The organism is Massilia sp. UYP11 (genome assembly GCF_050434805.1).
Classification (GTDB): domain Bacteria; phylum Pseudomonadota; class Gammaproteobacteria; order Burkholderiales; family Burkholderiaceae_D; genus Telluria.
On record NZ_JBNDJE010000005.1, the window covers coordinates 81155 to 105312 of the forward strand.

The following is a 24158-nucleotide window of genomic DNA, read 5'->3' on the forward strand; positions in this document are numbered from 1 at the left end:
TTCGCTAAAAATCCGTATTTCGTATCACTTGAAAATCGTTTGGCATGCCATTAGATTGGTACCAACGGAATGCTCAACAGAGGTTCCGTCCCTTATCGCTTAACTTTCAAAAGGATATGACATCATGCGTACTTTCGACCTGACTCCCCTGTACCGTTCCGCCATCGGTTTCGATCGTCTGGCCAGCCTGCTCGAGCAACGCGCCGAAGCGCAGCCGAGCTACCCGCCCTACAACATCGAACTGGTGAGCGAAGACCAATACCGTATCGTGATGGCGCTCGCCGGCTTCAGCCGCGACGAGATCGAGATCATCACCGAGCGTGACAGCCTGCACGTCACCGGCCGCAAGCAGAAGGACGACACCCAGCGCACCTTCCTGCACCGCGGTATCGCCGCGCGCGATTTCGAGCAGCGCTTCCAATTGGCCAACCACGTGAAGGTCACCAGCGCGTCGTTCGACAACGGCATGCTCACCATCGAACTGGTGCGCGAAGTGCCCGAAGCCCTCAAGCCGCGCAAGATCGCCATCGGCGACGCGACCGGCACCGTCGAGGGCGGCAACGTCAAGACCCTGGAACAGCGCGAAGCCGCCTAAGCCTGGTCTGTCGTTAGCGTAACCACGTCGTTCCCGCGCAGGCGGGAACCTAATTTTGCAAGCGTCTGGATAGCGCGGGCAGAACTTGGGTTCCCGCCTGCGCGGGAACGACGTATTTGGGGCTAACGAAGAGAATACCGTCGCTCATCATTAATGCGCGCCTAAGCCCCACGCCTTGTCAACTTAAGCAGGATCTAAGGCGGTTGCGCGAAGATACGTCCATCGATACTCAACATCGATTCACACATTTTCACCAGGAGCACACACCATGTCGAACCCAAGTGCCGTTACTGCCATCACTGCCAAACGCCTCATGCTGGCCCTGGGTGCCGCGGGCGTCATCGGCGGCGCGGTCGGTGCCATCGCTGTCAATCACAATAATGCCGTCGCCAGTGCCGCGGCCCAAGCCGCGCCTGCCGTCGCAGCAGCGCCCGCGCCTGCGCCGGCCGCCGCCGCGGGCGCTCCAGCGTCGACCGTTGCGCTCCCCGATTTCACCCGCATCGCCGCCCAGCAGGGCAAGGCGGTGGTCAACATCCGCGTCGTCGGCGGCGCCAAGACCGCCAGTCGCGGCGGCTTGCCGAACCTCGACCCGAGCCATCCCTTCTATGAGTTTTTCCGACAGTTTCAGGATCCACGCGGCGAACGCGGCGGCGATCGTGGGACTCCCGTTTTCGGCGCCGGATCGGGCTTCATCGTAAGCCCGGACGGCGTCATCCTCACCAACGCCCACGTCGTGCAAGGCGCCGACGAAGTGACCGTCAAGCTGCAGGACCGCCGCGAATTCCGCGCCAAGGTCCTGGGCTCCGACCCGCGCACCGACGTGGCCGTGCTCAAGATCGACGCCAAGGGCCTGCCGGTGGCGCCGCTGGGCAAATCGCAGTCGCTGCTGGTGGGCGAGTGGGTGCTGGCCATCGGTTCGCCGTTTGGCCTGGAAAGCACCGTCACCGCCGGCGTGGTCAGCGCCACCGGCCGCACGATTTCGGACGCCGCCGTGCCGTTCATCCAGACCGACGTCGCCGTCAACCCAGGCAACTCGGGCGGTCCGCTGTTCAATACCCGCGGCGAGGTCGTCGGCATCAACTCGCAGATCTACAGCATGACCGGCGGCTACCAGGGCCTGTCGTTCTCGATCCCGATCGATCTTGCGGTGCGCATCAAGGACCAGATCGTCGCCACCGGCAAGGTGCAGCATGCCATGCTGGGCGTGCAGGTGCAGGAGGTCGGCCAGGGCTTCGCCGATTCGTTCAAGCTCGAGTCGGTCGAAGGCGCGCTGGTCTTGAGCGTCGAACGCGGCGGTCCGGCCGAACGCGCCGGCCTGAAGCCGGGCGACGTGATCCGCAGCGCCAACGGCAAGACCATCGTCTCGTCGGGTGACCTGCCGGCGCTGATGACCCTGTCCAAGCCGGGCGACAAGATGGCGCTCGATGTCTGGCGTGACGGTAAACTGGTGCGTGTCGATACGACGCTGGGCGATGCCGCCGCCAGGCCGCGCCGCGGTCAGCAACAGGAACTGGCCGAGGTGACCGACAACAGCGCCAAGCTGGGCCTGAGCCTGCGTCCGCTGGAGTCGAGCGAGCGCCGCCGCAGCGGCATCGCCAACGGCCTGGTGATCGAGGACGCCTCGGGCGCCGCCATGATCGCCGGTGTCGAGCCGGGCGACGTGCTCATCTCGGTCAACGGCCGGCCAGTGAACACGGTCGAGCAGGTGCGCGACATGGTGTCCAAGGCCAGCAAGTCGGTGGCCTTGCTGATCCAGCGCGGTGGTGACAAAATCTTCATTCCGGTGCGGATCGGGTAAGGAAGCACGGCGTCCTCGACCCGCACGGCCAACCTTTTAGGGAAACACATGCGGCTATTGCTGGTGGAAGACGATACGATGATCGGCGAAGTGGTGCTCGACCTGCTCAGGGCCGAGCACTACGCCGTCGACTGGGTCAAGGACGGCGAAATGGCCGACACGGCCCTGCTGCAGAACCAGAACTACGACCTGGTGCTGCTTGACCTGGGGCTGCCGCGCAAGGACGGCCTCGAGGTGCTGCGCTCGATGCGCACGCGCAAGGACCGCACCCCGGTGCTGGTCGCCACCGCGCGCGACTCGGTCCAGCAGCGCATCGCCGGCCTCGACGCCGGCGCCGACGACTACGTCCTCAAGCCCTACGACCTCGACGAGCTGCTGGCGCGCATCCGCGCGCTGCTGCGCCGCGCCGCCGGGCGCGCCGAGCCGATCTTCGAGCACCGCAACATCAGCATCAATCCGGCCACCCGCGAAGTGCTGGTCGACGGCACGCAGGTGTCGCTGTCGGCGCGCGAATGGGCGGTGCTCGAGGCGCTGGTGGCCCGGCCCGGCGCGGTGCTGTCGCGCGCCCAGCTCGAAGAAAAACTGTACAGCTGGCGCGACGAAGTCTCCAGCAACGCGGTCGAAGTGTACATCCACGGCCTGCGCAAGAAACTGGGCAGTGACCTGATCCAGAACGTGCGCGGCGTCGGCTACATGGTGCCCAAGGAATGAAAATGACGCACTCGCTGCGCGGGCGCCTGCTCTGGTTCCTGCTCGCGGCGATCACCCTGGCGGCGGTGGCGCAGGCGACGATCGCCTACCGCACCGCGCTGCATGACGCCGACCAGATCTTCGACTACCACATGCAGCAGATGGCGCTGTCGCTGCGTTCCGGCACGCCGTTGTCGAACGACGAGGCGCGCGCGCGCATGGAAGCCGAGAGCAGCGCCAGCGGCAACGACGACATGGTGGTGCAGATGTGGTCTCCCGACGGCGTGCAGATGTTCCACAGCGTGTCGCGCGCGCGCCTGCCGCAGCGCGCGGTACTGGGCTTTTCCAACGTGCGCGCCAACGGCACCACCTACCGCGTGTTCTCGATCCAGACCTCGAACCAGACCGTGCAGGTCGCGCAAGACCTGGCCGTGCGCCGCAACATGGCCGGCAATCTCGCCCTGCGCACCCTGGGCCCGATCGCGGTCATGATGCCGATCCTGATGCTGGTGGTGTGGTGGGTCGTGAGCGGCTCGCTGCAGCCGGTGGCGCGGGTGCGCTCGCAGGTGGCCGCGCGCCAGGCCGACGACCTGTCTCCGGTGTCGGATACCGGCTTGCCCGACGAGGTGCGCCCGCTGGTGCAGGAGCTGAACCTGCTGTTCGGCCGCGTCAAGACCGCCTTCGAGGCCCAGCAGCACTTCGTGGCCGACGCCGCGCACGAGCTGCGCACGCCGCTGGCCGCGCTGCGCCTGCAGGCGCAGAGCCTGGACCGCGCCGACAATCCGGAAGCGCGCCGCGTCGCGGTGGGGCGCCTGACCGCCGGCATCGACCGCGCCACGCGCCTGGTCGAGCAGCTCCTGGTGCTGGCGCGGCAAGAGGCCACCGCCGCCGAGGGCGCGGTCGCCCGCCCGGTCGACCTGGCCGACCTGGCGCGCCGCACTGTGGCCGACCTGGCCGGCGTGGCCGCCGCCAAGGGCGTCGACCTGGGCGTGCAGCAGGCCGACCCGGCCACCGTGGAGGGCCAGCCCGACGCGCTGCAGATTTTGCTGCGCAACCTGGTGGACAATGCGGTCAAGTACACGCCCGAGGGCGGTATGGTCGACATCTCGGTCCAGCACGATGGGCAACAGATCGTGGTGCAGGTCGAGGACAGCGGGCCGGGCATCCCGCCGGAAGAGCGCGAGCGCGTGTTCGACCGCTTCTACCGCGTGGCCGGCAGCGATGCCGCCGGCAGCGGCCTGGGCCTGGCCATCATCAAGGCGATCGCCGAGCGCCACGGCGCGACGCTGGCGCTGGACGCATCGACGCGCCTTGGCGGGCTGAAGGCGGTCGTCACGTTCAAGGCGCCGGCCGCCGCCGCTGTCTAGCTCTTGCATCGGCGTGACACGCGCCGCGCCCGCTCGCGGTAGAATGATCGGTTCCGCGGGCCGGGCATGGCCTTGGCCCGCATTGCAATGGATGAGGAATCGATGAACAAGAAGATAATCATGGCAGCCGTGCTGTCGACGTTGGCCGGCGTGGCCTCGAGCCAGGAAGTGGTGCGGATCGCCCACGTGGCGGGATTGACCGGCCCGGTGGCCTATTTCGGCAAGGACACCGAGAACGGCGCGCGCATGGCGATCGAGGCGCTCAACGCGCGCGGCGTGACGATCGGCGGCAAGAAGGTCACCTTCCAGCTGGTGGCCGAGGACGACGCGGCCGATCCGAAGCAGGCCACGAGCGTGGCGCAGAAGCTGGTCGACGCCAGGGTGAATGGCGTGATCGGTCACCAGACCTCGGGCACCACGATCCCGGCCTCCAAGATTTATCACACCGCGGGCATCCCGCAGATCTCGCACTCGAGCACCAGCCCGAAATACACCCAGCAAGGCTTCAACACGGCCTTTCGCGTGATCGCCAACGACGTGCAGCTGGGCCAGGCCCTGGGCCGCTACGCCACCGGCACGATGAAGGTGAAGCGGGTGGCGGTGGTGGACGACCGCACCGCCTATGGCCAGGGCCTGGCGACCGAATTCTCGCGCAGCCTGCAAAAAGCCGGCGGCAGCGTCGTCGCGCGCGAATTCACCAACGACAAGGCGACCGACTTTTCCGCCATCGTCACCCGCATCCGCGCCACCAAGCCCGATCTGGTGTTCTTCGGCGGCATGAACGCGACCGCCGGCCCGATGCTGCGCCAGATGAAGCAGCTGGGCATGAACGTGCGCATGATGGGCGGCGACGGCATCTGCTCGGACGAGATCTTCAAGCTGTCGGGCGGCACCATGGTCGATGGCCAGGTGGTGTGCGCGGAAGCGGGCGGCGTGCAGGGCGACGCCAAGGCCGGCATGGACAAGTTCCGCGCCGACTACAAGAAGCGTTTCGGGATCGACGTGCAGATCAATGCGCCGTATGCCTACGACGCGACGCTGGCCATGGCCGAGGCGATGGTGAAGGCCGGTTCGTCGGCACCGGCCAGGTATTTGCCAGTGCTGGCGAAGATCCAGTACCAGGGCGTGACCGGCCCGATCGCGTTCGACCAGCGCGGCGACATCCGCGACGGCGCGATCACGCTGTATACCTTCAAGGGCGGCAAGCGTTCGCTGCTGACCGTGACCAAGTAACAAGCGCTGCCGCTTGCGCGGCAGGGGTGATGGAACTCAGGTTCCCGCCTGCGCGGCAGGGATGATGGAACTTGGGTTCCCGCCTGCGCGGGAACGACGTGTCGGGGCAGCGGGCCACAAGAGTAACTTCTGCTCACCGCAGCCATACGTCGTTCCCGCGTAGGCGGGAACCCAAGTATTCCGGCACGCTACGAGGCCTCGCCGAGCCTCAGTCTCCCGGTCCTTCTCCGGGCATCGTATCGGCCATCAGGCGCAGTTCTTCCGGCGTCAACTCTTCGGGTTTCTTGTGCTTCAGTCCATCGGTATCGGCCGGCTGGACGGTCGATGGCTGGTCCGGCGTTTGCTGGTCTGTCGTCATGGGGCGCTCCTTCACATGCAAGATTCAGGGTGGCCAGTGTCGCATGACGGCCGATCGGACGGCGTCCCGCTGGCGCGCACCGTCAGTCGCGCTGCGGCGCTGGAATCAGGTGGCGGAACGTCGGTTCGATGTGCATCGCATGCAGGTGACGGACGATGTCTTCGAGCGTCGCATCCTTGAGCAGCAGGCCTGGCGTTGGCGCGAGTGGCGCTGCCGGAAGTGCCGGCGCGGCGGCCACCATGGGCGCATGCGCCGGCACATGCGCGGGCGCCGGTTGCGGCGCTGGTTGTGGTGCCGGTTCCAGCGCCTGGAAAACCTGCTCGAACTGTTCCTTGCCGATGCTTTCCAGCCGTTCGAGAAAGGCGGCCTGGCCCAGCGGCGGCGGCGCCATGTCCAGCCCCGGCTCGTCGGCGAACGAGGCGCCCATGCCCGGATGGATGAACGCCGCCCATTTGCCGGTGCGCGGATGCAGGCAGGGCGGCAGCGCGATCGGGGCGCGCACGGCGTCGGTGTCCAGTTCGATCTCGGGAAAACAGGCGTCGCGCAGGCGTTCGAGGAAAGTCTGGGCCCGGTCGGCCGGCACCGGCTCCGCCAGCGACAGCCACAGGTAATAGGCGTCGCCGCCCGAGATGCTCACCGCAGGAGCGGGCAGGCCGAGCGTTTCCTGCAGCGCGTTGGCGACCTCGCATAGCCGCAGCCAATGGGCGTCGCCCTCGAGGCCCTTGGCCCGGCGAAAAGGGATCATCATGGCGCGCGTCTGGCCGTCGCCGCCCGTCAGGCTGATCGGCACGTTCTGCTGGCCGAGCACGTGCAGGGTCAACACGTCGGCCGGTGGCGCGTCGGCGGGAAGATAAAGCCGCATCAGTTCGGCGATCAGTTTTTGCATGTCTTCCTTACGGCATCAAAAGAAAAGCATGATAGCTCGCCCGCCGGCCGAGCGGTGGACCGTTCCAAATGAAAACGGCCCGCGATGACCGCGGGCCGTTGCGCTACGCCTGCCTGAAACGAGCGATCAGAACTTGTGCGCCAGGCGCGCGAACATCGCCGCGCCGTTCAGGCCGAACTGCACGCTCTCGTACTTGAAGCCGTTGTCGGTCTCGTTCGGATCCTGGCTGGTTGGCTTGACGTCGAAGATATTGGTGCCGCCGACGGTCAGGCGGGTCTTCTCGGTGAAGGCCCAGGTGAACGACAGGTCGGCCGAGGTCTTCGCCTCATAGTGGTGGTTCGGCACCGGCGGGCCCGAGAAGGTGCCCAGGGTCTGCGGGCCGAAGTGGATCACGCGCAGCGAGGTCTCGAGCTGGCCCTGCGTCCAGTCGAGGCCCAGCGTGGCCTTGCGGCGCGGCGCGCCTTCTTCGATGAACAGGCGTTCGCGCTCGGACAGCAGCACGTCCTCGAAACCAGCCAGTGCCGCCGGCGCCTTCACGCGCTGCACTTCGGTCTTGCTGAAGTTCATGGCCAGGAAGGTGGTGAGGTTGCCCGATCCCACCTTGGCGCGGTTGGACACGGTCAGGTCCAGGCCTTGCGTCTTGGTGTCGACCGAGTTGACGAAGAACTGCGCCTGGCCCACGCCCAGCTGCTGCAGGGTGGCGCCCAGCGCCGGGTAGTTGTCGGCGTCGAAGCGGCCCGACAGCACGATGCGGTCGTCGATGTCGATGCGGTACAGGTCGGCCGTGAGCGACGTGGCGCCGGTCGGCGACCAGGTCAGGCCCAGGGTATAGCTCTTCGATTCCTCGTCCTTCAATTGCGGGATGCCGGCGGCGTTGGCCACCCGGCCGCCGTTCGGCGCCAGCACCACGTCGAGCGGCTGGCCGCCGACGAAGTCGGTGAAGGTCGACGAGAAGTACACCTGCTGCAGCGACGGCGCGCGGAAGCCCGTGCTGGCCGAGCCGCGCAGCAGCACGTTCGGCGTCACGCGGTATGCGCCGGCCAGCTTGCCGGTGGTGGTCGAGCCGAAGTCCGAATAGCGTTCGTGGCGCAGCGCGGCCTGCAGCTTGAGGCGGTCCGTCGCATCGAGCTCGATGTCGAGGTAGGCGGCGTTGCTGTGGCGGTCGCTGTCGGTCTCGTCGCCCGGCTGGAAGCCCGGGAAGCCCTGGCTGCCGGCGTTGCCCCCTTCGCCCACGCCGTCGGCGTCGATCCACGAACCGGTCTCGCCGGCGAAGATCTTGTAGTTCTCGCGGCGGTGCTCGAGGCCGAAGGCCACGTTCATGCCCTTCAGTACGCCGTCGTAGAAACGGCTGATGTCGAGGTTGGTGGTCGACTGCTGGAACGAGAAGCCGCCGGCGTAGAAGCGGCTGGCGCTGACGCCCGGGCCGCCGTTGATCAAATCGCGGTTGGCGATCGAGGCGTTGAGCGTGTTGTCGATGTCGTACTTCAGGCGGTTGTAGCCATAGGTCTGCGAAACGTCGGCATTCCATTCGCCGACCGCCCAGCGGTAGCCGACGGTGCCCCAGCGGTCGTCGACGTCGCCGCCGATGAAGGGGACGAAGCCGTCCGGGTACATCGCGGCCGAGTTACGCGACGGGATGTCTTCGGAACCCAGGCCTTCGCGCGCCCAGGCGGCGGAGGAAGCATCGCGCTTTTGCGCGCCGGCCGTGAAATACAGCTTGCCGGGACCGGTCGGGAATTCGCCGTTCAGGTAGACGGTCTGGTTCTCGGACTTGGTGTCGCCGATGATGCGCGGGTTGCCGGCTTCGGAGCGGTTGGAGCGGCCGCGGTCGTAGTATTCGCCGGTGATGCCCAGCACGCCGCCGGCCACCGCCACGCCGCAATAGGCCGAGGCCAGCCAGTTCTCGCCGTCGCCCGCGGTGTACTGGCCGTAGCCGAGCACCGATTCGCAGCCCAGGCTGCGTTTGAGGTCGATGTTGATCACGCCGGCGATCGCGTCCGAGCCGTATTGGGCGGCGGCGCCGTCGCGCAGCACCTGCACTTCGCGGATCGCCATCACGGGAATCGCGTTCATGTCGGTGCCGGTATTGCCGCGGTTGCGCGCGCCGAACAGGTTCACCAGCGCCACCGTGTGGCGGCGCTTGCCGTTGACCAGCACCAGGGTCTGGTCCGAACCCAGGCCGCGCAGGGCGGCCGAGTCGATCAGGTCGGCGCCATCGGCGCCGGTCTGGCGGGTGGAGTTGAACGAGGGCGACAGGTTGGACAGCACCTGGGCCAGGTCGAACTGGCCGCTTTGTTCGGCGGCCTTCGTCATCGGGATGAAGTCGATGGCGACCGGGGTGTCGGTGCTCGATGCGGCGCCGACGCGGCGCGAGCCGACCACGCTGACGCTGGGGATCACCGCGCCGCTGGCGACGCTTGGCGCGGTCTGTGCGTGGGCGACGGCAGGGACGAGGGACAGCAGGGCAGCGCTACCATATAAAGCAAACAGCACCGAACCAGACATTATTTTGAGTTTAATCACATTCTTCTCCGAAGGAAATTCGGATATTACTCAATTGTTTCCACAGTAACCATCGCAATGTATCAATAACGCAACGGTATATTGCTATAGCTATAGTTTATTTAGCCGAGTGATGGCAAAGCGAGGCAATTCGGCGCGTCAAGTCGTCTCCACGAGACCGCCGACCAGCACGGCGCCGGCTTCGGTCCGGGTGCGGATCAGGCAATCGTGTCCGGTCGCGCGGCCCTGGCGCACGGTCAGTGCGTGGCCCAGCAGGACGGTGAGGGCGCCCGCCGCGACGCCGGTGGCGCTGTCTTCGAGGCGTGGGTCGAGGTGGTTGAAGTTGCGGCCTTCGAAGACCTTTGCATCCGCATCGCCTGCATAGGCGTACAGGCCATTCACACCGTTCTCCGTGCCCCACTGCACGATCGCTTCCAGGTTGGGCGCCAGCGCGTGCAGGGTGGCCGGGTCGCGCACCCGCACCAGCAGTTTCGGGCTGCCGACCGAGGCGACCTGCGGCGCAAGGCGCACGAACAGGTGTTCTGCTTCGCGGCTCAGTGCGAGCGCTTGGCCGTGCATGGCGGTCGTCACCGTCAATGGTGGATTCGCGCCTGGCCGAGCGAACAGCCGCGCGGCCGCGGCCAGCGTGGCGTGCAGGCACAGGGGGCTGCGCGTGTGCGGATAGTAGAAGTCGACGATGGCCGCCATGCCGTCGTCCTGCGGCGGATCGATCCAGACGCAGGTGGTGTTGCGCTCCCGCGCGAAGGCCTGGCGTGCATCCGGCTGCGACGGATCGTCTTCGATGACGATGGCGGGGTTGCCCGCGTTGGCGGTGGCGGCGAAGCAGCGCAGGGTGTGGACGTGCATGGGGCTCCTTCTTGTCGGGCCGGGCGGTCGAGGCCGGATCATAGCCGGATTGGCCGCTTCGGGCTGACCAGAAACGACAATGTGCCGGGTTTCGCGAGGCCGCTGAAGCGTTCCGATCGGTTAGAATTTGTGTGTATCTTTCATCAGGCGGATTGTGCTGACTTTGCCCATGTTTCAAGAGTATTTCGATTGTCTCGGCGCCAACTTCGTGAGTGGAGGAGCGTGAGCGATCCCGACGCAACACTGACCAGCTATGGCATGGCAGAGGACTTCGCATCGGCGCCGGTGCTGGGCATCACGATTCTGTGGCATCCGCAGCGAGAACGCATCGGCGAACAGATGCTCGGCCCGGCCGCGGGCGGCGCGATCGCGCTGAACCGGTTTGCGCCGCTGTTCGCGCCGCTGTCCGTACGTCCCGGCGCGGGGCATGAAGGCACGCCGCTGGGCGAGCGTTCGATCACGCGCGAGCCGGTGCACATCCGCTTCGTTGCCGAGGGCGGCATCCAGATCGAGCACGTGCGCGGAAAGATGGGGCTGGAACTCAATGGCCGGCCGTCGAACGGAATCGACCGTTTCACGGCAAGTGAGCTCGAGCGCGGCATCGTGATCGGGCTCGGGAGCCAGATCTTCGTGTGCCTGCACCTGATGCGCAGCCTGCCGCGGGTGGCGAATGTGCCCGGCTTGATCGGCGTGGGCAACGGAGCGATCAAGATGCGCGAGGCGATCGCGCAGGTGGCGGGAACCAGCATGCCGGTGCTGCTGCTGGGCGAGACCGGCAGCGGTAAAGAGGTGGCGGCGCAGGCGATTCATGCGCTGAGCGGGCGTCGAAACGGGCGGTTTGTCGCGATCAATATGGCGACCTTGACCGAGTCGCTGGCGGCGGTGGAACTCTTTGGTGCGGTCAAGGGGGCATACACCGGGGCGACGGGTAGCCGGCGCGGGTGGTTTGCCGAGGCCGAGGATGGCACCCTGTTCCTGGACGAGGTCGGGGATACGCCGGCGTCGGTGCAGGCCATGCTGCTCCGCGTGCTCGAGAGTGGCGAGTATCGGCCGCTCGGGGCGGGCGCGGATGCGCGGTCGAATGCGCGGATCGTGGCGGCGACCGACCAGGATCTGGGGGAGGGTGGATTCAACCAGGCCTTGCGGCGGCGGCTCGAGGCGTTCGTGATTCGGGTGCCGGCGTTACGTGAGCGGCGCGAGGATCTGGGCGTATTGATGCGGCATTTTCTGGAGGCCGAGGCGCCGGGGGTGGGGTGGAATCTGCCGTTCGAGTTGCTGAGCCAAGTGTTCAATGGGGACTGGCCGGGGAATGTGCGGCAACTGGCGCATGCGATGCGGCGGGTGGCGCTGGATTTGCAGGCGGGGAATGTGCCGGTGTTGGAGCAGGCGGTGGGGATGCCTGCGGTAGTGCAGGCGGTTGGTCTTGCTGGTACCAATGCTGCGGCTTCTCCTGCTGCTCCTTCGACGCCGGTGCGCCGCAAGGTGTCTGAGTTGAGCGATGACGATGTTGTGGAGGCGATGGAGAAGAGTCAATGGCAGATTCTGACGGCTTCTAAGATGCTGGGGATTTCACGGCCTACAGTCTATAAATTGCTGGAGGCTCACCCTCGGATTCGTTTTCCTGCCAATGTTGCGGAGGAAGAGATTCGTGCGGCCTGGATGGCCTGTGAGGGTGATCTCAGGCGGTGTGCATCAAGGCTCATGACGCCGGCGGAGTCGCTGAGGCGTCATGTGGTGTTGCTGGGACTTGATAAGGTTGCCTGAATTTTAAGGAATTCAGTTGGGCGGTTCTGAGCCGTTACCAACTTCGCCTTCAGGATCGAAATAAAATACGCGTAATTGGATCTTATCTTCGCCTACGCGCTTAATGCCTAGTGTAACGTAGAACGAGATTTCCCAAAATCCGTTATATGGGCCGACTTTGAGATTTCCATCCCAAAGTAACGTGACCTTCCTCCCTTTCGTCGGATCAATACCTGTACCGTGTACAGAGAAAGCTGAAGGATCAATTTTATATAGGGCGCCCAGCTGTTTGCCATCGCTGTCGACGAAAAGGGAAGGCGGGGCGTAATTTGTACGTACGCCCTTTCCGCAACATAGGATTTGAGGGCGCGTGATTACACAGCAATCAATGACCTCGAGCGACTCAAAGCCGGTTTTGTCTTGATCACTGGCGGCGATTGCAATACGAAACTCTTGACCAGCGGAAAAAACGATATCGCGATTCCAATGCGGGTCCGTTGCGGTGCGATCAGCACTGCCTATGGAATCTATATCCGAAAATATCCAATCGATACCATCATCCACTTGGTTAACGTCAAGGCGCGCTGTTAGTGCCATCAATGGTTGCGTCATTATTTCCTTTCCATACGAAGTAAATCAAACCGCGGATCGCTCCGCAGTGCCAATAAATCTGGCTCGGTGCTAATTAATTTGGTGGGGTAGCCGAGCTGCTGTGCAGCGACTAGTTCAGTCAGGGCGGCAGTGCGTTGACCTGTCAGTTCAAAAGCGATAGCGGCTCGAAAGCGGATATCCGCATTAGTGGGTTTGGTACTCGCTGCCTTGAGGCTCTGTATTGATGCTGTGCTTTTGTCGCCTAACTTGGCTGAATATAAGCCCATTCGCGAAGCCATTGTGGCGTCGTTGGGCGCGCGATCAAGTAAAGGTTTTAGTAACGCCACTGCGTTGCGATAAGCTTGTTGAGAGTCTTTTTCGCGACCAGGAACCCAACGTAAGGTGTCGGCTAGGTTGGCCCATCGCAAATACGCAATGCTATTGCCTTTTGTGGTAGAAACTGCATGTTCAAATGCTTTAGCCGCACCGATGTAGTCTCCTCGACTGAACAGGGCTGTTCCTAGATTGCTATAAAGGCGTCCGTTAGGACGCACCTGTAAACCCTGTTGCAGTACTTGCAATGCCTCGTCTTCACGGCCTAGACGTACCAGCGTCGCGCTTAGGCTAGCATATGCAGCTATTGCGTCTGGTTCAAGTCGGATACTGTCGCGGAAAGCCTTTTCGGCGCCTATATAATCATTTTGAGCATAGCGAAGCGCTCCTAAGTGATCAATGAACATACGTTCGTTTGGATATGCTTCACGCGCGATTTCGATGCTACTTGCTGCCTCTGAATAGCGCTGCATGCGAATCAGAATTCCACATTTGGTATTAAGTGCAAATATACTCTTTGGATCTAATTTCAAGGCTTGTTCAGCAAGCTGCAATGCTTCTTCGTTTTGAACTTGCTGCCACCTTACATAAGCCTTGGCAGCATAGGCAAGTGCTAATTGATCGTCGAATGCAAGGGCAGCTTGCGCACTAGCGTCAGCGCGTTGCAGCCAGCTTTCGTCCCCGCGATCACCTGCATAGCGCAACGCGTATGCCAGAGCTATTCCGGCAGCTGCAGCGGCATGATTTGGTTGCTTTGTTAGGATGGCGTTAAAGTTTTCGATTGCGGCATCGACGCTTTCTTCATGGTCAAGATGCCGTAATGCTGCCATTCCCTTCGATATCCGCGTGGAATCAGAAATTGTAGGTGCCAGCTGATGATTGAGGTTTTCCGATATTGGAGCATATACCATGCTGCCTATCGCAAGCACAAATGCCGCGCACGCATATCCAATCTTGCGCCAGTTACCAAAAAACGAAGAGAGTGCTACCGCTTCTGGAAGATTTATAGGTGATGTCGGGTCCGTATAAGTTTTCGATTCTCGCAATGTGCATGCAGCTTGGTGAACTGCCATCATTGTTCCCATCCGTGTAGACGGATCGGGCGTACACATTGAACGTACCAATGTAACCATATCCTGATCGGCATCAGGAGAAAACGTCCACTGCGCGCAGGACGATTGTACTTGCGCAGCAGCTAACGCCAACCCATGCAAATGGGAAAATGGACGCTCTCCGTGCATCATCTCGTACATCAATACGCCCACAGCATAAATATCGCTGAGCATACTCGGATACTTGCCATTCAAAATTTCAGGCGCGAGATAGGCGATGGTGCCCTGAGTCTGCAGCACATCGCCCGACTCGGTCGCAAGCGGATCGATCTTGCGTGCCAGCCCAAAATCCATGATGCGCAACTGCCCTGATGGCTCGATCATCAAGTTGGCCGGCTTCAAATCCCCATGAATCAAGCCCGCCGCATGCGCCTGCGCCATCGCATCCGCCAACTGGCAAACGATATCAAGTATCTGATCCCTCGATAGCTTGGTCGTGGAAAGCAACTGATGCAGAGTCTTGCCCCCTACCAGTTCCATCACGATCGATTTGCTATGGCCGTCGTCTTCGAGCGAATAAATCTGGATGAAAGCAGGATGCCGCAGTGACGCCGCAAGCCGGGCTTCCTGCAGCAGGTTGTCCGGCTGATCGCGCACCAGATCAGGCTTCAAACGCTTGATGGCAACACTACGCTGCAGCGCGGGATCCCACGCCTCATGCACGTCGCCAAAACCACCATTGCCAAGCAACTTACCAAGGCGATATCGCTCGGTACTGGGGTTGGCAATCAGGTCAGGCGATGAAGTCATTTGCGGCTCATTAGGTTGGCGCAGGCGCCATAAATGCTACAGGAAGAGAAACTTGCCGAATACACATTCCAAACCTCGCGATTCAGGCACCAGCGTGTCAACTTCTTTGTTGACATGTAAAAACCCCCGCTGTTTTACACCCAGCAGGCATACATAGTCGACTAAATCCTTGATTTTGTTGCGGCGACGCCATGTTTTACGGTGGCACGGAGCTTGCAAACCAGTGTACCGACAGAGACGTAACGACCATTGTCTCGCCTCTCGTTGCAACTGTCGCAATGCATGTTATTCATTCCGGAAAGAAGATTCAAGTATGGCTACCCAAGGCACAGGCGTCCTGCAGATCGTTGGCGCGGCTTATGGACTCAGGCAGGTCACTGCCCAGGTCATCAAGCAGGTCAACCGTCAGGCTTTTCCAGAGACCCTGTCTGTGTTGGCGAGCAACCAGGCGTTCGGCGACGCCTGGGTCGGCCACGAAAAGACGCTGACGGTCGTCTATCGCTATGATGGCGGCCCGACGTTCGTGGCGACGGCGTTAGAAGGCCAGACGCTGAACATCGGCGCGCAGCAATTCGGGCAAGCTGCCCAGGTTCCTGCCCCAATCAAGGAAGACAACACCGCGCAGCCGGCACTGACCGTGTGGGGCGCCAGCTTCGGCTCCGCCGACGTGAGCGCAACGGTACGCAATCTGGCCGATCACTCGGCCGGAACCTTGTCCCTGGTCGCTGACAGCGCCACCCTTGGCGAGGCCGATAAGGAGAGGCGCAACACCTTCGTCATCGTGGCCAGCTACAGCGGTCAGGTGCCGTTCATCGACATCGTCGTCGAGGGCAACCCCTATGCGCTCAGCTACCGTCCGCCGCTGCACATCCTGAACGCCTTCTATGGCCTGAAGGACGTCACTGACATCGTCCGCGCCAGCGTGAGCCGGCGCAGGCTGTCCGTCGCCGCATCCAGCAGCGTATTCGGCGATGGCTGGCCGGCCATGCGCAAGACCCTGCACGTGGTCTACCAGTATGCCGGCCGCAAGCCGCAACTGGCCGCGACGATCGAGAACCAGCTTCTACAGATCGACTACGACCCGGCCGCTCCCGCCGCGCAGGCGTCGCTCGACCCACGCGCCCTGAACATCCTCGCCGCCGCCTACGGACCGGTCGACGTCACGGCGAAGGTCGTCGCGCTGGTCGAGAATGGAAGCCTGTCGTTCACGGCCGACAGCCTGACCTTTGGCGACACCTGGCCGGCCGCCGTCAAGTCGTTCTCGATGGTCTATAGCTGGGGCGTGGCGGCGATATCGAGCGTCAACGTGCCCGAAGATACGCCGGTCTCGATCACCCAGCCCGAGCCTGCGTTCACCACGGACAGAAACTTCGTCTCGCTGGCTGGGCTGCTCGCTGCCGGCGACGAGATCAAGCTCCAGACCGGGGCAGCCGGCTACTGGTCGATCGCCGCCGACGGCCGGATCACGGCGCTCGGGACCTCGAGCGATGCGGCCGAGGTGTTCACCATCGGCGTGCCGGAGGCCCTGGATGCCGCCGCCATCACCCTGCAATGCCGTGACGGCAGCTATGTGAGCGCGGATAGCGACGGCACTTTGCGCGCGGGCGGCAGCGCTCAGGATGCGATCCGGTTGATGGCGTCGCTCCAGGCCAATGGCGCCATCAATATCGGCGTCGTCGGTGGAGCGGGAGCGCCGTTCATCGCGGTGACCGCAAGCGGCGCCATCGCGATCGACGGCAGCTACGAGGCCAATTTTTCCACCTGCTTCAACCTGCTGCTGAGCCCCACGCGGGCCGGCAATGCCAGCCATTTGCAAGCCTTCGCCAGCGCGACGGTGCTGGATGGTCCAGTCGACATGAAGCTGGTGAACGTGGTGTGGAAGCTCACCGGCGGCTGCTTTCTAGCGGCCGGCCTTGGAAGACTGCTCGGCGACCCGCAGCAGATCGGTCCGGCGTTGTACCGCTTTCTGCGGCGCTATCCTGGCGTGATGAACAAGATCGCGATCCTGATCGCGACCATCGACTGCAACCGCGCGATGCCGGCGGGCGCCTTGCTTGGCGTGCTCAAGGCGATCCACGAAGCGGGCATCCTCATGCCGGTGCTGCGCATGACGCTGGCGACGACTGGATGGATGGGGATGTCGTGGGCCATCGTCACGATCCTGACGAAAGTGCAGGGCGGCGTCACGAGTACCGGCGCGACGGCAGGGGGCGAACTGGGCGAGAGCTTCTCTGATTGGGCTTATGAGACCACGATGGAGATGCTCGACTACATCAATTCCACGGGTGGAGCTGCCTTGATGCTTGCATATGAGCGTATGGTCAGTGCGGATCAGCCAGTTTTGCGCCGCGCGGAAGGTGGTGGTGCGTTCAGCCTGCGCGAGCGGATGGGGCCGCAAGATATTTCCGGCTCGTTCTTTGGGCCAATGCCGCGGCCTTTCCGACATACGTGTAAGTCTTAGTCGCTGATAAACGCGGAAATTTTCCGCCTAGAATAAGAACACTTGGTTTCTTATCGTCAATGCTTAAAGAGAATTGACGATTGCGACGCAGAAATATCTTTCTGCACGTCCAGTCACCACAAGCTACTGCTCACCCCCCAATCCAGCCTATCCCTCATGACCAAGCCATAGCCACAACTTCCCCAGCCACATCCCCCAGCTCGGTTATACTGTGTTTTTATACAGTATTGGCTGTTCGACAGCTCGCCAGCGTGACCAAGCCCACCCCCACCGCGCAGCCCCCCTCTCCCCAGGCGCTGCCCCCCTACGCCGAGTTGTTCTGCCTCTCGAACTTCTCGTTCCTGCAAGGGGCCTCGCACGCCGAGGAGCTGGTCGCGCGCGCGGTGCAGCTGGGGTACTTCGCGCTGGCCCTCACCGATGAATGCTCGCTGGCCGGCGTCGTGCGCGCCCACGCCGAAGCGAAAAACGCCGGCCTGCCCCTGATCATCGGCGCCCACTTCCACCTCAAGAACCCCGACGACGCTCTGACGCCGGCCCCCTCCCTGATCCTGCTGGCGCAGAACCGCAACGGCTATGGCAACCTGTCCGAACTGATCACGATCGGCCGCACGCGCAGCGAAAAGGGCACCTATCTGCTCACGCCCGACGACCTGGCCAATCCCATCCAGGAATACGCGCACCTGCAGCACATGCCCGACTGCCTGGCGATCCTGCTGCCGCCATACCCCGGTCACGAGGCCCAGGACGTCGACCGCCTGCATGCGCAGGCCGCATGGATGGCCACCACCTTCCCGGGCCGCGCCTGGCTCGGCCTCACCCAGCTGCACCGCGCCTTCGACGACGCCCACCGCACCACGGTGGAAGAGGTGGGCTGGCAGCACGGCCTGCCGATCGTCGCCCTTGGCCACGTCTGTATGCACGTGCGCTCGCGCAAACCCTTGCAGGACACCCTGAGCGCGACCCGCCTGGGCAAACCGGTGGGCGCCTGCGGCTACGGCCTGGCGCAGAACGCCGAGCAGCACCTGCGCGCGCGCCTGCGCCTGGCCAACATCTATTCGCGCGAGGCGCTGGCCGAGACGGTGCGCATCGCGCGCCTGTGCACCTTCTCGCTCGACGAGCTGCGCTACGAATACCCGGACGAAGTGGTCCCCGAAGGCCACGACGCCAGCAGCTACCTGCGCAGCGAAACCTGGATCGGCGCGCACCGGCGCTTTCGCCAGGGCGTGCCGGCCAAGGTGCAGGCCCAGATCGAGTACGAGCTCGACCTGATCGCCGAGATGGGCTACGAACACTACTTCCTCACCGTCTACGACATCGTGCGCTTCGCGCGCTCGCAACACATCCTGTGCCAGGGGCGCGGCTCGGCCGCCAACTCGGCGGTGTGCTACTGCCTCGGCATCACCGAGGTCGATCCGGCCCGCGCCAGCCTGCTGTTCGAGCGCTTCATCTCGCGTGAACGCAACGAGCCGCCCGACATCGACGTCGACTTCGAACACCAGCGGCGTGAGGAGGTCATCCAGTACATCTACAACAAGTACGGCCGCCAGCGCGCGGCGCTGGCGGCGGTGGTGATCAGCTACCGGCCCAAGAGCGCGCTGCGCGACAGCGGGCGGGCGCTCGGCATCGACCTTGCCATCGTCGAGAAGGTGGCCAAGACCCATCACTGGTTCGACAGCCGCGCCGATTTGCTGGGCCGCCTGGCCGAAAGCGGCCTCGATCCCGAGGCGCCGCTGTCGCGCCAGTGGGCCACGCTGGCGCAGTCGCTGCTGAACTTCCCGCGCCACCTGTCCCAGCATCCGGGCGGCTTCGTGATCGCCAAGGGCAAGCTCTCGCGCCTGGTGCCGATCGAGAACGCGACGATGGCGGACCGCAGCGTGATCCAGTGGGACAAGAACGATCTCGAAGAGCTGGGCCTGATGAAGGTCGACGTGCTGGCGCTGGGCATGCTGTCGATGATGCGGCGCGGCCTGGAACTGGTGGGCCAGCGCTATGGCGACGTGTTCGAGATGCAGGACATCCCGCTCGAAGACAGCGCCACCTACGACATGATCTGCCAGGCCGACACCATCGGCGTGTTCCAGATCGAATCGCGCGCGCAGATGAGCATGTTGCCGCGGATGCTGCCGCGCCGCTTCTACGACCTGGTGATCGAGGTGGCCGTGGTGCGGCCCGGCCCGATCCAGGGCGGCATGGTCCATCCCTACCTGCGCCGGCGCCAGGGGTTGGAGCCGGTCGAGTATCCGAGCCCCGAGATGAAGGTCGCGCTCGGGCGCACCCTTGGCGTGCCGATCTTCCAGGAGCAGGTGATGCAGGTGGCGATCCTGGGCGCCGGCTTCACGCCGGGCGAGGCGGATCAGCTGCGGCGCGCGATGGCGGCCTGGAAGCGCAAGGGCGGCCTCGAAAAATACTACGAGCGCATCGTGGGCGGCATGCTCGAACGCGGCTACCAGCAGGAATTCGCCGAAGCGATCTTCAGCCAGATCCAGGGCTTCGGCGAGTATGGCTTTCCCGAATCGCACGCGGCCAGCTTCGCGCTGCTGGCCTATGCGAGTTCGTGGCTCAAGTGCCACGAGCCGGCCGCTTTCCTGTGCGCGCTGCTCAACAGCCAGCCGATGGGTTTTTATAGTCCCTCGCAACTGGTGCAGGACGCGCGCCGCCACGGCATCGAAGTGCGGCCGGTCGACGTCGCCGTCAGCGGCTGGGATTCGGCGCTGGAAGAATACGACCCCGTCGACCGTTCGCGCCAGCCGGCGGTGCGGCTGGGCTTTTCGCTGCAACGCGGATTGAAGCAGGAAGCGGCCGAGCGCATCGAGCAGGCGCGCGCCATACGGCCGTTCGACAGCGTGGCCGACCTGGCGCGGCGCGCGCATCTCGACCGGGGCGACCTGCAGGTGCTGGCCGCGTCCAACGCCCTGCGCTCGCTGGCCGGGCACCGGCGCGAAGCCTTGTGGCAGGCATCGGGCGCGGCGCCCGACAAGGATCTGCTGCGCCCGACCGTGCCGCGCGAAGAGACGCCCACGTTGGCCGCGCCGAGCGAAGGCGAAGAGATCGTCGGCGACTACCGCGCGCAGGGGTTGACGCTGGGCCGCCATCCGCTGGCGCTGCTGCGCGCGCGCCTGCTCGGGCAGCGCTTCATGCCGGCGTCGACCCTGATGGATTACCAGGACGGCCAGCTGGCGCGCGCCTGCGGCCTGGTCACGGTGCGCCAGCGCCCGGGCACGGCCAAGGGCGTGCTGTTCATGACGCTGGAAGACGAGACCGGCAACGTCAATGTGATCGTGTGGCCGACCCTGGTCGAGCAGCAGCGGCGTGAAGTCCTCAATGCACCGCTGCTCGGGGTGTACGGCATCTGGCAGCGCCAGGGAGAAGTGCGCCACCTGGTGGCCAAGCGGCTGGTGGACCTGTCGCACCTGCTGGGCGCTCTGGATGCGCGCAGCAGGGATTTTTGCTGATGGCGCGGCGGCCCGCCGAGGTTCGCGACGAAGGCCCTGGTCATTGTTGATAGAATGGAACCAGGGATGTAGAACGCTACGACAGGATGACCATGGATAAGACGGGCCGCAGCAAGGGCAGGGGGACGGGGCGCGCGACGCTCGAGCAGGTGGCCGGCATGGCGGGCGTGTCGATCATGACCGCTTCGCGCGCGCTGAGCCAGCCGCAGATGGTCTCCGAGCTCACCCGGGTCAAGGTGGAGCAGGCGGTGGCGGAACTCGGCTACGTGCCCAACCGCGCCGCGCGCGCGCTGGCCTCGTCGCAATCGCATGTGATCGTGGTGCTGGTGCCGTCGTTTTCCAACGCCGTGTTCACCGCCGTCCTCGAAGGCATCCACGACGCCGTCGCGCCGGGCCAGTACCAGCTCCTGATCGGCAATACCTATTATTCGCAGGCCGAGGAAGAAAAGCTGCTGCGTACCTATCTGCAGTCGAGCCCGGACGGCATCCTGTTCTCGAGCCAGGCCCACAGCCCGGCCGTGACGAAGATGCTGGAAGCGTCGCAGGTGCCGTCGGTGTCGATGATGGACCTGTCGGACGATCCCGGCGCGCTGTCGGTCGGCTTCTCGCAGTTCGAGGCCGGCATGGAGATGACGCGCCACCTGGTCAGGAAGGGCTATCGCCGCATCGGCTTCATCGGCGCCCAGCTCGACGAGCGCACGCTGCGGCGCGCCGACGGCTATCGGGCCGCGATGGCCGAGGCGGGCCTGGCCGACCCACGGCTCGAGCTGATGGTGCCCGAGCGCTCCACCATCGCGCTCGGCGCCGAATTGATGGGACGGATGATGGCGGACATGCCCGACTGCGACGCCGTTTTCTGCTGCAACGACGACCTGGCCCACGGCGCCATCTATCACTGCCAGCGCCACGGCATCCGCATCCCGCAGGACATCGCCGTATGCGGCTTCAATGACCTGCCCGCGTCCGCATGGATGATGCCGTCCCTGACCACCGTCGACACGCCGCGCTACCAGATCGGCTTCGAGGCCGCCGGCCTGCTGCTGCAGGTGATCAAGGGCCAGGAGCCCGAACGCAAGCGCATCGACCTGGGCTTCACCCTGCGCGAGCGCGAGAGCGCCTGAGCCGACGAAGGCGAGTAGCGCGTTTTTAGTAACTCTTGTAAGGCAGGAACTTACCCGACAAGACAACATTGACGCGGTCGCCCTTCGGGTCTTCGGTGCGCTGGATGTCCATCGAAAAATCGATGGCGCTCATGATGCCGTCGCCGAATTCTTCGTGGATCAGTTCCTTGATCGTGGTGCCGTACACGTTCACCAGTTCGTACCAGCGGTAGATCAGCGGATCGGTCGGCACGGCGGTGGGCAGCGAACCCTTGTAGGGCACGATCTGCAGCCAGGCGATGGCTTCGTCGGACAGCTCGAAGATCTTGCCGACCGCCTCGGCCTGGGGCTTGGTCAGCGTCATCTGGCCCAGGCAGGCGGCGGTGGTCCATTCCTTCGACAGGCCGGTGGCCTCGGTCACGTCGCGCCATTTGATGCCCTTGCGGACCTTGGCGGACAGGATCATTTTGGTGACGTCTTCACGGCATGAAATCATAGTGGGCTCCATCGATGTGGTAGTGGTAAAGGTGGATGCTCAGGCCGAAGCCCGGGCGGGGTAATGGTCGGGTGCGGTGGGCGCGGCCGGCGCTGCTGCGTCTTCCAGGCCGGGACGCACGATGCGCGTCGTCTGCGGCTCGGCGCCGTCGGCGCCGGACTGCTGCAGCATCTTCGAGCGGCGCACCAGGAAGTCGACCAGGTGGTTGCGGATCTTGTAGAACTGGGGATCGCGGTGGATCGTGGCGCGGCTGCGCTCGGCCGGCAGCGTGTTGACGACGATCTCGGCGATCCGCGCCTGGGGCCCGTTGCTCATCAAGAAAATGCGGTCGGCCAGCAGGATCGCCTCGTCGACGTCGTGGGTGATCATGAACACCGTCTGGTGCGTGGCCGCGCAGATGCCCAGCAGCTCGTCCTGGATCGTGCCGCGGGTGAGCGCGTCGAGCGCGCCGAACGGTTCGTCCAGCAGCAGCATCTTGGGCTCGACAGCGAAGGCGCGCGCGATGCCAACCCGCTGCTTCATGCCGCCGGAGAGCTCGGACGGCTTCTTGCGCGCCGCTCCGCTCAGGCCAACCATCTCGATGAAGCGCGCGCCGTGCTCTCGCACCTTGTCGCGCGACCAGTCAGGGTGGCGCGAACGCACGGCGAAGCCGATATTGTCTTCCACGCTCAGCCACGGCAGCAGGGCGTGGTTCTGGAACACCACGCCGCGATCGAGCCCCGGGCCGGTCACCTCGCGGCCGTCCATGATCACGGTGCCGGCGCTGGCCGCTTCGAGTCCGGCCAGCACGTTCAGGATGGTGCTCTTGCCGCAGCCCGAGTGGCCGATGATGCAGATGAACTCTCCGCGCTCGATCGCGAAACTCACCCCCTCGAATACCGGCGGCTGGCCGGCGCGGTAGGTCTTGGCCAGGCCATCGACCTGGACGAAACGATCATTCGGCATAGGTCACTTTCTTTTGCAGCGCGGCGAACATCAGGTCCAGCGCCATGCCCACGATGCCGATCATGAGCACGGCGAAGAGCACGTTCGCCAGCGACAGGTTGTTCCATTCGTTCCACAGGAAGTAGCCGATGCCGTTCCCGCCGATCAGCATTTCGGCGGCGACGATCACCAGCCAGGCGATGCCCATCGAGATGCGCATGCCGGTGATGATGGTCGGCGCCGCCGCCGGCAGGATCACCAGGAAGGCCTTGCGCAGCGGCGACACTTCGAGCGTGCGCGCGACGTTGAGCCAGTCCTTGCGCACGCCGGCCACGCCGAAGGCGGTGTTGATCAGCATGGGCCAGATCGAGCAGATGAAGATCACGAAGATGCCCGAGATCGACGAATCCTTGATCGTGTAGAGGGCGATCGGCATCCAGGCCAGCGGCGAGATCGGCTTCAAGACCTGGATGAACGGATCGATCGCGCGGTACAGCAGCGGCGACATGCCGATCACGAAGCCCAGCGGGATCGCCACCAGCATCGCCAGCAGATAGCCCAGGGCGACGCGCACCAGCGAATGCCCGAGCTGGATGCCGACGCCGCGGTCGTTCGGGCCGCGATCGTAGAACGGTTCGCCCAGGTGGCCGGCCGCTATCCGCGCGAACTGCGACGGCGTGGGAAAGCCGCTGCCCGCGGCGGGCGCCGGATCCGCGGCGGCGGTTGGCGCCTGTCCCATCAGGGCCGCGTACTCGGCTTCCTCGGCGCTCATCGCCACGGCCGGCGCCGCGGCGCGCGGCGCGGTGGCGATGTGCCAGACGCCGAGCAAGACCAGCAGCAGCGCCAGCGACAGCAGCGCCGCCTTGAACTTGAGTTGCTTGTGCATTGTTTCGTCCCGTC

At 64.4% G+C, this 24158-nt stretch carries 18 protein-coding genes; 9 read left to right on the forward strand and 9 right to left on the reverse strand.

Annotation, left to right across the window (positions count from 1 at the left end):
- The first annotated feature begins 124 nt into the window (after window positions 1-124).
- The 5 genes from ABIB38_RS10845 (at window position 125) to ABIB38_RS10865 (ending at window position 5683) form a co-directional block, all read left to right on the forward strand.
- Window positions 125-595 (forward strand): Hsp20 family protein, encoded by a 471-nt coding sequence (locus ABIB38_RS10845; RefSeq protein ID WP_429203774.1) that lies wholly within the window; start codon window positions 125-127, stop codon window positions 593-595.
- A gap of 268 nt (window positions 596-863) precedes the next feature.
- A complete protein-coding gene (locus ABIB38_RS10850; protein WP_429203775.1) occupies window positions 864-2393 on the forward strand; it encodes a Do family serine endopeptidase in 1530 nt (509 codons plus the stop codon).
- A 48-nt stretch (window positions 2394-2441) separates the two neighbouring features.
- Entirely contained in the window at window positions 2442-3104 is a 663-nt protein-coding gene (locus ABIB38_RS10855) for a response regulator (protein WP_429203776.1), read from the forward strand.
- Window positions 3101-4450 (forward strand): ATP-binding protein, encoded by a 1350-nt coding sequence (locus tag ABIB38_RS10860; protein ID WP_429203777.1) that lies wholly within the window; start codon window positions 3101-3103, stop codon window positions 4448-4450. Before ABIB38_RS10855 ends, ABIB38_RS10860 begins: the two co-directional genes overlap by 4 nt.
- A gap of 102 nt (window positions 4451-4552) precedes the next feature.
- Entirely contained in the window at window positions 4553-5683 is a 1131-nt protein-coding gene (locus ABIB38_RS10865) for a branched-chain amino acid ABC transporter substrate-binding protein (protein ID WP_429203778.1), read from the forward strand.
- A gap of 208 nt (window positions 5684-5891) precedes the next feature.
- On the opposite strand, the gene ABIB38_RS10870 is transcribed toward ABIB38_RS10865, so the two are convergent.
- The 4 genes from ABIB38_RS10870 to ABIB38_RS10885 form a co-directional block, all read right to left on the reverse strand.
- Window positions 5892-6041 (reverse strand): hypothetical protein, encoded by a 150-nt coding sequence (locus tag ABIB38_RS10870; protein ID WP_429203779.1) that lies wholly within the window; start codon window positions 6039-6041, stop codon window positions 5892-5894.
- Between the two features lie 82 nt (window positions 6042-6123).
- Window positions 6124-6927: a hypothetical protein gene (locus ABIB38_RS10875; RefSeq protein WP_429203780.1), complete on the reverse strand. Its 804-nt coding sequence runs from the start codon at window positions 6925-6927 to the stop codon at window positions 6124-6126.
- A gap of 126 nt (window positions 6928-7053) precedes the next feature.
- The gene (locus ABIB38_RS10880) at window positions 7054-9450 is read right to left on the reverse strand and encodes a TonB-dependent receptor plug domain-containing protein (RefSeq protein ID WP_429203781.1); all 2397 of its coding nucleotides are present in this window, start codon (window positions 9448-9450) and stop codon (window positions 7054-7056) included.
- 138 nt (window positions 9451-9588) lie between these two features.
- A complete protein-coding gene (locus tag ABIB38_RS10885) occupies window positions 9589-10296 on the reverse strand; it encodes a PhzF family phenazine biosynthesis protein (RefSeq protein WP_429203782.1) in 708 nt (235 codons plus the stop codon).
- A 222-nt stretch (window positions 10297-10518) separates the two neighbouring features.
- Between ABIB38_RS10885 and ABIB38_RS10890 the strand changes: the two genes are divergently transcribed.
- A complete protein-coding gene (locus ABIB38_RS10890) occupies window positions 10519-12060 on the forward strand; it encodes a sigma-54-dependent transcriptional regulator (protein ID WP_429203783.1) in 1542 nt (513 codons plus the stop codon).
- Between the two features lie 12 nt (window positions 12061-12072).
- On the opposite strand, the gene ABIB38_RS10895 is transcribed toward ABIB38_RS10890, so the two are convergent.
- Complete coding sequence (locus ABIB38_RS10895; protein ID WP_429203784.1) at window positions 12073-12651, reverse strand: hypothetical protein; 579 nt, start codon at window positions 12649-12651, stop codon at window positions 12073-12075.
- Entirely contained in the window at window positions 12651-14825 is a 2175-nt protein-coding gene (locus ABIB38_RS10900) for a protein kinase domain-containing protein (protein WP_429203785.1), read from the reverse strand. The genes ABIB38_RS10895 and ABIB38_RS10900 overlap by 1 nt, the downstream gene beginning before the upstream one ends.
- 313 nt (window positions 14826-15138) lie before the next feature.
- On the opposite strand from ABIB38_RS10900, the gene ABIB38_RS10905 reads away from it, so the two are divergent.
- The 3 genes from ABIB38_RS10905 (at window position 15139) to ABIB38_RS10915 (ending at window position 21859) form a co-directional block, all read left to right on the forward strand.
- Window positions 15139-17286, forward strand: a complete 2148-nt coding sequence (locus ABIB38_RS10905) for a hypothetical protein (protein ID WP_429203786.1) — start codon at window positions 15139-15141, stop codon at window positions 17284-17286.
- A gap of 251 nt (window positions 17287-17537) precedes the next feature.
- On the forward strand, window positions 17538-20738 hold the full coding sequence (locus ABIB38_RS10910) for an error-prone DNA polymerase (RefSeq protein WP_429203787.1): 3201 nt from the start codon (window positions 17538-17540) through the stop codon (window positions 20736-20738).
- A gap of 92 nt (window positions 20739-20830) precedes the next feature.
- Window positions 20831-21859 carry a LacI family DNA-binding transcriptional regulator gene (locus tag ABIB38_RS10915; protein ID WP_429203788.1) on the forward strand — a complete coding sequence of 343 codons (1029 nt, stop codon included), beginning with the start codon at window positions 20831-20833 and terminating at the stop codon, window positions 21857-21859.
- Between the two features lie 25 nt (window positions 21860-21884).
- Here ABIB38_RS10915 and cynS read toward each other — a convergent pair whose 3' ends face one another.
- The 3 genes from cynS to ntrB are packed head-to-tail and all read right to left on the reverse strand — an operon-like array spanning window position 21885 to window position 24144.
- Complete coding sequence (cynS, locus tag ABIB38_RS10920) at window positions 21885-22334, reverse strand: cyanase (protein WP_123068334.1); 450 nt, start codon at window positions 22332-22334, stop codon at window positions 21885-21887.
- 39 nt (window positions 22335-22373) lie between these two features.
- Window positions 22374-23279, reverse strand: coding sequence for an ABC transporter ATP-binding protein (locus ABIB38_RS10925; RefSeq protein WP_429203789.1), 906 nt, complete (start codon window positions 23277-23279; stop codon window positions 22374-22376).
- Window positions 23269-24144: a nitrate ABC transporter permease gene (gene ntrB / locus ABIB38_RS10930; RefSeq protein WP_429203790.1), complete on the reverse strand. Its 876-nt coding sequence runs from the start codon at window positions 24142-24144 to the stop codon at window positions 23269-23271. The genes ABIB38_RS10925 and ntrB overlap by 11 nt, the downstream gene beginning before the upstream one ends.
- Window positions 24145-24158 lie beyond the last annotated feature (14 nt).